Source organism: Pseudomonas baetica (assembly GCF_051216495.1).
In the GTDB taxonomy this organism is placed as follows: Bacteria; Pseudomonadota; Gammaproteobacteria; order Pseudomonadales; family Pseudomonadaceae; genus Aquipseudomonas; species Aquipseudomonas baetica_B.
This window is the reverse complement of sequence record NZ_JBPKAM010000078.1, coordinates 20,343-31,092: the sequence shown is the minus strand read 5'-3', so window position 1 is coordinate 31,092 and position 10,750 is coordinate 20,343. Positions and strand designations below refer to the sequence as shown.

The 10,750-nt window shown below is 60.8% G+C and carries 10 protein-coding genes; 4 read left to right on the top strand and 6 right to left on the bottom strand.

Going from position 1 to position 10,750, the window contains the following annotated elements; all coding sequences use genetic code 11:
• Positions 1–94: 94 nt before the first annotated feature.
• On the bottom strand, positions 95–1,003 hold the full coding sequence (locus ACSFE6_RS23210; RefSeq protein WP_435429771.1) for a LysR substrate-binding domain-containing protein: 909 nt from the start codon (positions 1,001–1,003) through the stop codon (positions 95–97).
• Between the two features lie 104 nt (positions 1,004–1,107).
• On the opposite strand from ACSFE6_RS23210, the gene ACSFE6_RS23205 reads away from it, so the two are divergent.
• The 3 genes from ACSFE6_RS23205 (at position 1,108) to ACSFE6_RS23195 (ending at position 4,441) form a co-directional block, all read left to right on the top strand.
• On the top strand, positions 1,108–1,974 hold the full coding sequence (locus tag ACSFE6_RS23205; RefSeq protein ID WP_435429770.1) for a pirin family protein: 867 nt from the start codon (positions 1,108–1,110) through the stop codon (positions 1,972–1,974).
• A 188-nt stretch (positions 1,975–2,162) separates the two neighbouring features.
• Positions 2,163–2,783: an isochorismate family cysteine hydrolase YcaC gene (gene ycaC / locus ACSFE6_RS23200; RefSeq protein WP_435429769.1), complete on the top strand. Its 621-nt coding sequence runs from the start codon at positions 2,163–2,165 to the stop codon at positions 2,781–2,783.
• Between the two features lie 212 nt (positions 2,784–2,995).
• Positions 2,996–4,441: a mechanosensitive ion channel domain-containing protein gene (locus tag ACSFE6_RS23195; RefSeq protein ID WP_435429768.1), complete on the top strand. Its 1,446-nt coding sequence runs from the start codon at positions 2,996–2,998 to the stop codon at positions 4,439–4,441.
• A gap of 145 nt (positions 4,442–4,586) precedes the next feature.
• Here ACSFE6_RS23195 and ACSFE6_RS23190 read toward each other — a convergent pair whose 3' ends face one another.
• Positions 4,587–5,546, bottom strand: coding sequence for a FecR domain-containing protein (locus ACSFE6_RS23190; RefSeq protein WP_435429767.1), 960 nt, complete (start codon positions 5,544–5,546; stop codon positions 4,587–4,589).
• Positions 5,547–5,562: 16 nt separating this feature from the next.
• Positions 5,563–6,069, bottom strand: coding sequence for a sigma-70 family RNA polymerase sigma factor (locus ACSFE6_RS23185; RefSeq protein ID WP_435429766.1), 507 nt, complete (start codon positions 6,067–6,069; stop codon positions 5,563–5,565).
• 212 nt (positions 6,070–6,281) lie between these two features.
• Here ACSFE6_RS23185 and ACSFE6_RS23180 point away from each other — a divergent pair, with 212 nt between their 5' ends.
• Positions 6,282–6,722: a carboxymuconolactone decarboxylase family protein gene (locus ACSFE6_RS23180; protein ID WP_435429765.1), complete on the top strand. Its 441-nt coding sequence runs from the start codon at positions 6,282–6,284 to the stop codon at positions 6,720–6,722.
• 138 nt (positions 6,723–6,860) lie between these two features.
• On the opposite strand, the gene ACSFE6_RS23175 is transcribed toward ACSFE6_RS23180, so the two are convergent.
• From ACSFE6_RS23175 to ACSFE6_RS23165, 3 genes are all read right to left on the bottom strand, one after another.
• Positions 6,861–8,453 (bottom strand): DHA2 family efflux MFS transporter permease subunit, encoded by a 1,593-nt coding sequence (locus ACSFE6_RS23175; RefSeq protein ID WP_435429764.1) that lies wholly within the window; start codon positions 8,451–8,453, stop codon positions 6,861–6,863.
• Positions 8,450–9,571: an HlyD family secretion protein gene (locus ACSFE6_RS23170; protein WP_435429763.1), complete on the bottom strand. Its 1,122-nt coding sequence runs from the start codon at positions 9,569–9,571 to the stop codon at positions 8,450–8,452. The genes ACSFE6_RS23175 and ACSFE6_RS23170 overlap by 4 nt, the downstream gene beginning before the upstream one ends.
• 243 nt (positions 9,572–9,814) lie before the next feature.
• Positions 9,815–10,750: a choline ABC transporter substrate-binding protein gene (locus ACSFE6_RS23165; protein WP_435429762.1), complete on the bottom strand. Its 936-nt coding sequence runs from the start codon at positions 10,748–10,750 to the stop codon at positions 9,815–9,817.

The window sequence follows — 10,750 nt, the reverse complement described above, 5'->3', positions numbered from 1 at the left end:
GGCTCGCTCCCACAGGGGAAATGAGGGGTACGCAAATCCAATGTGGGAGCGAGCCTGCTCGCGAAGGCCGCAACCCGGTTTCAAGCCTTACTCCCTAGGCAATATCGCTATGACTGAACTCTTCCCCGAGAAAGTCGATCAGCGTCCGGACCGACGGCAGCAATCCGCGGCGCGACGGAAAAATCGCATGGATGATCCCGCACTTCGGCGCCCAGCCCGGTACCAGTTCCACCAGGCGTCCGGCGGCCAGATCGTCGCGCACTACTACCCTGGGCACGTGGACGATGCCGACTCCGGCGATCACCGCGTGACGCAGGGCCAGCAAGTCATCTGTGACCAATCTTGGCGCATGGCGAATCACGGCGCTGGCGCCGTCGTCCCGCAATAATTCCCACTGATATTCACGTTGTGCGGAGCCCCAATGCAAGCTGGGCAATCCGCTGAGGTCAGCCGGCGAGGGCGGTGACGACAGGCGTTCGACAAACGCGGGATGGCCCACCATGCTCTGGGTGCTGTTGCCCAGCACCTTCATCACCATGTCCGTGTTTTCCAGGGGGGGGAAACGTACCCGCAGGGCGATGTCGATGCCCTCGTGGATCAAGTCAACCCGGCGGTTGGTGCTCTCAATGAACAACTCCACCCGCGGGTACTTGAGCATGTAACGGGTCAGCATTGGCCCGACCCAGGTGTTGAGCAGCGCCGTCGGACAGCTGATCCGCACCAGGCCCTGGGGTTCGGAGCGGTTGCGTTCGATCAGCTCGGCGGCACTTTCCGCTTCTACCCGCATGGCCAGGCAACGCTGGTAATAGGCCTGGCCAATTTCGGTCAACGAACAATGGCGGCTGGTGCGATTGAGCAGGCGCACGCCCAGGCGTTCTTCCAGCTCGGCGATGCGTCGGCTGAGCTTGGACTTGGGCATGTCCAGCGCCCGCCCGGCCGCTGCGAAGCCGTGATGTTCCACCACTTGGGTGAAGTAGTAGAGGGTGTTGAGGTCTTCCACCATCGTTCTCCAAATAGAACGCTAAGGCTGATTTTTGCAGTCTAGTGCAACAAAGGGGGCGGTTTTAAGCTTTGTCCATGGCTTCACCCACCTCATCAGGAGACACCATGAAAAACATCATCGGTATCTACACCAGTCCACGCGCCCATTGGGTCGGCGACGGCTTCCCGGTTCGCACGCTGTTTTCCTACGACAACCTGGGTAAACACATCAGCCCGTTTCTGCTGCTCGATCACGCCGGCCCCGCCGAATTCACCCCGACCACCGAACGGCGTGGCGTAGGTCAGCATCCGCACCGTGGCTTCGAAACCGTGACTATCGTTTACAAAGGTGAACTGGAACATCGCGACTCCACCGGCAGCGGCGGCAAGATCGGCCCCGGCGATGTGCAGTGGATGACGGCCGCTTCGGGCATTCTCCATGAAGAGTTCCATTCCGAAGGCTTCGCCAGAAGCGGCGGTACCCTGGAAATGGTCCAGTTGTGGGTCAACCTGCCGGCCAGGGACAAAATGGCCGATCCCGGCTACCAGACGATTCTCGATGGCGACATTCCGAACATCGCGCTCAAGGACAACGCCGGCAGCGTGCGCTTGATCGCCGGTGAGTTCGACGGTCACAAGGGGCCGGCGCGCACCTTCACACCGGTCGATGTCTGGGACATCCGGCTCAATGCCCACAAGTTGCTCACCCTTGATCTGCATGAAGGGCGCAATACCGCGCTGGTGGTCCTGCGCGGTGAGGTTCAGGTCAATGGGTTGGAATCGGTACGCCAGGGGCAGTTGGCGCTTTTCGATCGCCAGGGTGATCAGTTGACCCTTGAAGCCAGCGAAGACGCAGTGGTGCTGCTGCTCAGCGGCGAGCCGATTGACGAGCCGATCGTCGGTCACGGTCCGTTCGTGATGAACACCGAGCAAGAAATCCACCAGGCCTTCGCCGACTTCCAATCCGGCCGCTTCGGCCGGATGCACGGCTGACCCGCCGCTTTAATCCCGCTCTACACAGGACGCGTAGGCCGGTTTTCGGGCCAGGGATGGCTGTTGCCCAAACAAAAGAGGAAGCACTGAGCAAGTGACGAACAAACACGAAATGCTGGATTCCCAACGCTAACCGGTTAACCCACGCCGAATACCACTCGGCATCGATAACACGCGAGGACATTGCAATGACCACTACATACAAACGTCTCGACAAGAACAACGCCGCCGTTCTGTTGGTGGACCATCAGGCCGGACTGCTGTCGCTGGTGCGCGACATCGAACCGGATCGCTTCAAGAACAATGTGCTGGCCCTGGCTGACCTGGCCAAGTACTTCAAGTTGCCGACCATCCTCACCACCAGCTTCGAAACCGGCCCCAATGGCCCGCTGGTGCCCGAGCTCAAGGCGCTGTTCCCGGATGCGCCGTATATCGCTCGACCTGGCCAGATCAACGCCTGGGATAACGAAGATTTCGTCAAGGCCATCAAAGCCACCGGCAAGAAACAATTGATCATTGCTGGCGTAGTGACCGAAGTCTGCGTGGCATTCCCGGCACTCTCGGCACTGGAGGAAGGTTTTGAAGTGTTCGTGGTGACCGATGCCTCCGGCACTTTCAATGAATTGACTCGGGATTCGGCCTGGAATCGCATGTCCGCTGCCGGGGCGCAGTTGATGACCTGGTTCGGCCTGGCCTGTGAACTGCACCGCGACTGGCGCAATGATATCGAAGGTCTGGGCACGCTGTTCTCCAACCACATCCCGGACTACCGTAACCTGATGACCAGCTACAGCACGCTGACCAAATAACTCGACAACACACCCTGACCCTCTGTAGGAGCGAGCCTGCTCGCGATAGCGGTAGAACAGACACCTTTGCAGTGACTGATCGACCGCCATCGCGAGCAGGCTCGCTCCTACAGTTTTTTGTGGCGTCGGTTGAATCCAGCCAAATCAATTGCTCCTACACTGTGCCCAATCTGTGCGATCTTTCGCACAACGTCCTGTGCTGGAGTCGCTTGATGCTGTCGTTGCTCGCCGAACACCCGCTGATCTGCGCCCTGGTCCTGCTCCTGATCGATCTGGTGCTATGGCGCCTGATCGGTATGAACCATCACAACTGGAAACTGCTCGTACGGCTGGTGATTTTCTCGCTGTACAGCCTGCTGCTGTTCAACGAAGGCATGAACCCGCTGGAGACGGCGCCCTGGGAGGACAACGTGCCGCTGCACCTGGCGGCCACGGGGTTGCAGATCGGCTGGTGGCTGTTTGGTGCGCGCACCCTGACGGAGTTGATCGGCTCCGTGATGATGCACCGTGTGGGGCACGCCGGGCGGTTGCTGCAGGACCTGCTGGGCGCGGTGATTTTCCTGGTCGCAGTTATCGCCGCGCTGGCTTACGTGCTCAACTTGCCGGTCAAAGGCGTGCTGGCCACGTCCGGCGCCCTGGCGATCATCGTCGGCCTGGCGCTGCAAAGCACCCTCAGTGACGTGTTTTCCGGGATCGTCCTGAACACCACCAAGCCTTATCAGCTGGATGACTGGATCGCCATCGACGGCACCGAAGGCCGGGTCATCGACATCGACTGGCGTGCCACGCGGTTGCAGACCGCCCAGGGCAGCATGATCGTGATTCCCAACTCGCTGGCGGCCAAGGCCAAGATCACCAATTTCAGCCGGCCCAGCGACATGTTCGGGGTTTCCATCACGTTGCAGGTCAGCCCTCATGTGCGTCCGCAAACCGTGATCGATGCCCTTGAGCGGGCGATGCAGGGCTGCCGCGTTCTGTTGAGCCACCCGGGCCCCAACGTCGCGTTGAAAGGCTCCACCCCCAATGGTGTGGAGTACGAAATCAGCGGGTTTGTCGCCGCCATGAGCGAAAAGCGCACGGTGCGCAATCAACTCTACGACCTGGCGTATCGGCATTTGCGGGCATCCGGGGTGAATCTGTTGTCGAGCGTGGAGCCCGCCCCGACGACCGATCTATCACGGCCACGGGCGCTGATCGATAGTTCGCCGATTTTCTCAACCTTGCGCCAGGAAGAGAAAGAGACCTTCAGCCAGAACATGACCCTGCAAAACTTCCGCGCCGGGGAGACGATTCTGGGCGAGGGAGAGGTCAGCGATAACTTGTTCATCATTGAGTCAGGGGTGGTTACGGTCACGCTGTTCCGCCAGGGCGTGCCATTCGAATCCGGACGCATGGGGCCGGGGGAGGTGATCGGCGAAGCCGGCATCCTGACCGACAGTTCGGTCCCCGCGCAATTCACGGCGAAGACCTCCTGCACGCTGTACAGCATTGAAAAGGGCTACCTGAGACCGTGTCTGGAAGCCCGTCACGACATCAACGACGCGATGAAAACCTTGCTGGATTACCGTTTGCACAAGGTGCAGGAATTGACGCAGGAAGTGCCGGTGGTGGAGCAAAAGAAGGGTTTCTTGCAGTGGTTGCTCAAGCGCACGGGTTGAGTTTTGTAATGCATGGCCGCTGCGCGGATCGCGGCGATGCGGCGACCCGACAAGCCCGCTCCCACAGGTTTTGCAAACGCCCCGGATCCCTGTGGGAGCGGGCTTGCCCGCGATGACGGAATAAGCGGCGCTGCAAACGTGACGTTCAGACCCTCGGTTCGACCGACAGCCAGTATCGGGTCATGCGGCTGATATTCAACGGCAAGGTATCGCTGAGCAGGCGCAGGCTGGCGTCGGTGTCGCGCAGGGAAAACGCCCCCGATACCCGCAGGGCCGCGACATCCGGATGGCAGCGCAGCACGCCGGGTCGGTAACGACTCAGTTCGCCGAGCAATTCGTCCAGGCGCATGTTATTGGCCAGCAGCATGCCTTTGTCCCAGGACACGGCGGCGACGTCGAAAGGTTGCGGGGCGTCGAAGCGGTTCAGCTTGAAGCTTTGGCGCTCGCCGGCATGGAGGGTGGTGCTCTGTTGCAGCATTTGCGGCGTGACCACCACCTGGCCTTCCAGGACCGACACCTGGCTGCGCGAACCCTCTGACTGCACACAAAACCGCGTGCCCAGCGCGCGGGCGGTACCTTGGGGTGTTTCGACGATAAAGGGGCGGGCGCTGGGGTCTTTCGCGGTGCTGATCAACAGCTCGCCGTTGAGCAACAGGACGCGTCGCTCCTGCGAATTGAAAGCGATGTTCACCGCGCTGTCGGTGTTGAGCAGCAACTGGCTGCCGTCGGGCAAAGACAGGTTTTTCTGTTCGCCCACGGCGGTGTGCTGATCGGCGGCCCATTGCTCCCAGGGCAGATGCTGCGAAGCGATGCCCAAGGGGCCGGCCATCAACAGCAAACCGAGGCGGGTGAGGGTCTGCCGGCGACTCAAGCCTTCCTTGCGTGATGCCCGTTGCAGGGTTTGCATGGCGAGATTGGCCGGCACGCCACGGAAATCCCCGAGCAGCGCTTCGGCCCGTTGCCAGGCCTGGGCATGTTCGCTGCTGCGGTTGCGCCATTGGGCGATGGCCTGGTGATCGGCCGGGGTCGCCGTGCCGGAATGCAACTGCACCAGCCAGTCCGCGGCTTCACCGAGAATCTGCGGATTGATCATCGAAGCATTCATCAGGCGACACTCTCCATCAGGCAACGCTCAGGCAGGCAATGAACGCCGCGCGCATGTGGCGCTTGACGGTGATCAGCGAGACGTTCAGGCGAGAGGCGATCTGGGCGTAGGTCAGGCCTTCGATCTGCGACAGCAAAAAGGTCTCGCGGGTAACTTTGGGCAATTCCCGCAACAGCGCTTCGATGCGCCACAGGGTTTCGAGGATCAGCAGGCGGGTTTCCGGGGACGGCACTTCGGCGACCGGCAAGTGCGCGATGGTTTCCAGATAGGCGCGTTCGATGTCCTGGCGCCGCCAGCGGTCAACCACCAGGCCCTTGGCGATGTGCGTCAGCAGGGCACGCGGTTCGCTGCCCAGTGGCTTGACCACCTGGCGCGTCAGCAGGCGCAGGAAGGTGTCGTGGGCCAGGTCGGCCGCGTCGCAACGGTTACCCAGTTTGCGGTGCAGCCAGCCTTGCAGCCAACCGTGGTGTTCGCGGTAGAGGGTATGGACTTGCTGGTTCAAAGGCTGATCGGCGGATGACATGACGGGCTGATACTCGACTCGGGCATCCTGCGTGAGTGCAATTAAGAATTGATCGCATTCTAGTGGCCCCGAGCGAATGATGGCAATTGTCATTTCGCACTTTCTTTCAGGACTGGTGCCAGTGGCCTCCTCGACTTCCCGAAGATTGGCTATTTGTGCAAATCGCCGGCGGGACTAACGTATCTGCACACCCACTTGCCCTGGAGCATGCCATGCAACCCCGTATTGATTTTTACACCGCAAGCCCCGATGCCCTCAAAGCCATGATTGCCCTGGAAACCGCCGTTTCCAAACTGCCGCTGGAAAAGAACCTGATCGAGCTGGTCAAGCTGCGCGCCTCGCAAATCAACGGCTGCGCCTTCTGCATCGACATGCACACCACCGATGCCATCAAGGGCGGTGAAACCACCCGCCGGCTGTTCGCCGTGACCGCCTGGCGCGAAGCACCGTTCTTCACCGACCGTGAACGCGCCGCGCTGCTGTGGACCGAATCCCTGACCCAGCTCAGCCTGACCCACGCCCCGGATGAAGACTACGAGTTCGTCAGCAAGCAGTTCACACCGAAGGAGCTGGTCGACCTGACCGTGGCGATCAACACCATCAACAGCTGGAACCGTCTGGCCGTTGGTTTCCGCAAGACCCCGCAAGCCTGAGGGGTTGCGGCATCCCCCAATCAATTGTGGGAGCGAGCCTGCTCGCGAATGCGTTGGGTCAGTCACATCATCGTTGTCTGACACACCGCCTTCGCGAGCAGGCTCGCTCCCACAGGGGGTAAATTTTCAGATTTCTATTCAGTGAGCATCCGCACTCGGCGTCGCCGGTGGTTGCACCTTGCGCATCAAGGGCACCATAGCCGTGGCGAAGATGAAGCAGACCATGATCATCAAGAACGCGTCGCCGTAGGTCTGCGTCTGCGCTTCGCGGTAGGTCAGCTGCCAGAGTTGATGCAGGCTCGCCGTGACACCGACATCGCCGCTCTGGCCCAGGGCGGCGAAGTTGTTGCCGACCTGGGACAGCCACTGGTTAAGCGCTTCGTTGGTGCTATTGAGGTTTTCCGCCAACCTTGTGAAATGCAGGTTGGTGCGGTCATTGAGAATGGTCGCGCAGGCGGCGATGCCAATGGCACCCCCCAGGTTGCGCATCAAATTGAACAACCCCGAAGCGTGTTTCAGTCGTGCGGGCGCCAATCCTCCGAGCGTCAGGGTTACTGCTGGTGGCACCGCCAATTGCTGGGCAATCCCGCGAAAGGCTTGCGGCAACATCAATTCTTTCGCGCCCCAGTCGTGGGTGATCGGGCTGAAATCCCACATCGATAACGCGAATAGCCCTAGGCCGGTCATCATGATCCAGCGCAGATCGATGCGGTTGGCCAGAAAGGCGTACAGCGGAATCGCCATGAGTTGGAACACGCCGGTGGAGAAAACCGCCAGACCAATGTCCAGCGCGCCATAGCCACGCACCCGGCCGAGAAACAGTGGCGTCAGGTAAATGGTGGCGAACAGGCCGATCCCGGTGACGAACGAGAAGAAACAGCCGAGGGCGAAATTGCGGTCCTTCAGGGCGCGCAAATCGACGATCGGGTTGGCGACGTGCAGGGTCCGGCCGATGAAGGCCAGGCCGGCCAGGCCGCTGATCCACGCGGTGGTCAGAATCGTGCGGTCACTGAACCAGTTCCAGCGCGGGCCTTCTTCCAGGGTGTACTCCAGGCAACCGAGGAACAGCGCCAGAAACACCATGCTCAGGTAGTCGGCGCCCTTGAGTAGCGACAGTTCCGGCTGGTCGATCTTCACCAGCATCGGCACTATCACGGCGACGAAAATGCCGGGGACCAGGTTGATATAGAACAGCCAATGCCAGGACGAAATATCAGTGATCCAGCCACCAATGACCGGCCCCAGTGTCGGTGCCAGCGAGGCCACCGCGCCGATCGTGGCGGCGGCGATCACCCGTTGCTTGCCATTGAAGAAAACGAAGGCCGTGGTGAACACCATCGGGATCATCGAGCCGCCAACGAAGCCTTGCAGGGCGCGGAAGGTGATCATGCTTTGGATGTTCCAGGCCACGCCGCAGAGCAGGCTGCTCAGGGTGAAACCCACCGCCGATGCGCAGAACAGCCAGCGCGTCGAAAACACCCGGGAGAGCCAGCCGGACAGCGGGATCACGATGATTTCGGCGATCAGGTAACTGGTTTGCACCCAGGCGGTTTCGTCGGTACCGGCCGATAAACCGCCGCCAATATCGCGCAGCGAAGCCGAGACGATCTGAATGTCCAGCAGCGCAATGAACATGCCGACGCACATGCTGGCGAAGGCGAAAACCTTGGTCGCCGTGGCCATGTCTGCAGCATTGAACGGTTGCGCCGGAGCGGCGAGGGCGCGGCTCATGGCGCGCTGGCCACGGCTGGCGCTTCAGGCTCTTTGCGCGTATCGACTTCGGCGGTCACCGACAGGCCGGGACGCAGGTGGCCGAGCACGCTGTCGGCCGGATCGAGGTGAATCCGCACCGGTACCCGCTGCACGATCTTGGTGAAGTTGCCGGTAGCATTTTCCGGTGGCAGTACGCTGAATTGCGAACCGCTGGCCGGTGCGAGGCTATCCAGATGGCCGTGGAGTGCCTGCCCCGAGAGCACGTCGGCATGAATCACCACACGCTGGCCCGGCACCATGCGCGCCAGTTGGTCTTCCTTGAAGTTGGCATCGACCCACAGCCCGCTGGACGGCACCACCGACAACAATTGCGAACCGGCCTGGGCATAGGCGCCGACCCGTGCGCGGCGATTGCCGATCACTCCGTCCACCGGTGCCCGAAGTTCGGTGTAGCCGACGTTCAACTGCGCCAGGTCACGCTCGGCTTTGGCTTGAATCAACGCGGCGCGGGCTTGCTGTTTCTGTGTGGCAATCACGTTCAACTGCCGTTGCGCCGCCAGCAGTTCAGCCTGGGCGCGGCTGCTTTGTGCCTGTGCGGTCTTGAAGGTGGCGTTGGCCCGTTGCGCGCTTTCCACGGAAACGGCGTTGGTGCTGACCAGTTTTTTGTAGCGCGCATCATCATCCCGCGAGCGGGCGGTTTCGGCGCCGGCGGCATCGATGCCGGCACGGGCCTGGCCGATGACGGCCTGTTGCAGTTGTTCGGTGGCATCAAGGTTGGCGAGCAAGGCTTCTTGCGCCGCCACTGCACCTTCGGCCTTGGCCAGGTTGGCGCGGTAATCCCGGGAGTCGAGGCGAATCAGCACATCACCGGCCTTGACCTTCTGGTTGTCGGTCACCAGCACTTCGTCAATGTAACCGGCGACTTTGGAGCCGATCACCGTCACGTCGCCGCCGATATAGGCATCGTCGGTTTCCTCGATAAAACGGCCGGTGGTCCACCAGTGCGTGGCGTACACACTGGCCAGCACCAATGCCGCGATACCGATGGTTGGCACAAGCAGGCGTTTGAGCAGGGGAGGCTTGGGCGTGGTCACCGGGACAGCCAGGTCGGGCTCAACGGAAGGCATGCTGGTCATGGAGGATTACCTGTAGAAAACGGCGTTTAATTACGAACGTAATATGACGCATGTCATATTTGGTCGCAATTTATTTTTACTGCCGGTCGTCAGGTGATGGCTGGGGGATCAGATCGTGAATTGGTTGGAGAGCCCCTGTGGGAGCGAGCCTGCTCGCGAAAGCGATGTGTCAGCCAACAATGATGTTGAGAGACAGATAGCCTTCGCGAGCAGGCTCGCTCCCACAGGGGATGGGGTTGAAAGTTATTGACTCGCCAACCGCGCATTGGCCATCGCCAGGCCATCCTTGCCGTCACGGCTGCTCACCCCGGAAAGCCACGCCTCCAGCACCGCCGGATTGGCCTTCAACCACGCCTTGGCCGCCGCCCTCGGCTTCTGGTTCTGATTCAGCACCGCGTCCATCAACTGGTTTTCCATGGCCAGGCTGAACTCCATGTTTTGCAAGAGTTTGCCGACGTTGCTGCATTCAGTGAGGTAGCCCTTGCGCACGTTGGTGTAGACCGTGGCCTGGCCGTAGTTCGGCCCGAAGTATTCGTCACCACCGCTGAGGTACTTCATCTTGTTGCGGGTGTTCATCGGATGTGGTTCCCAAGCCAGGAACACCATCCATTCGTTCTTGCGTGTGGTGCGCTTGAGTTGCGAGAGCATCGCCGCTTCACTGGATTCGACGATCTTGAAGTCCTTCAGGCCGAAGGCGTCCTTGTCGATCATGGTCTGGATCAGCCGGTTGCCGTCGTTGCCAGGTTCAATGCCGTAGAGCTGGCCGTTGAGTTTGTCCTTGAATTTGGCGATGTCGGCAAAGTCATGCAGCCCGGCGTCATACACGTAGTCGGGCACCGCCAGGGTGTATTTGGCGCCATGCAGGTTGGCGCGCACGGTTTCCACTGTGCCAGCGTCGCGGTAGGGCTTGATGTCGTTTTCGGTGGTGGGCATCCAGTTGCCTAGAAACACATCCAGTTCCTTACCGGAAGACAGGGCTCGGTAGGTCACCGGGATCGACAGCAGGGTGGTCTTGGTTTTGTAGCCCAGGGATTCCAGCACTTCGCTGGCGACGGCGGTGGTGACGGTGATGTCCGTCCAACCGACGTCGGAGAAGCGCACTGTGGCGCAGGATTCCGGTTCGGCGGCGTGAGCGAGCAACGGGATACTGAGGGATGCAAGCAAGAGCAAGGCTTTCAT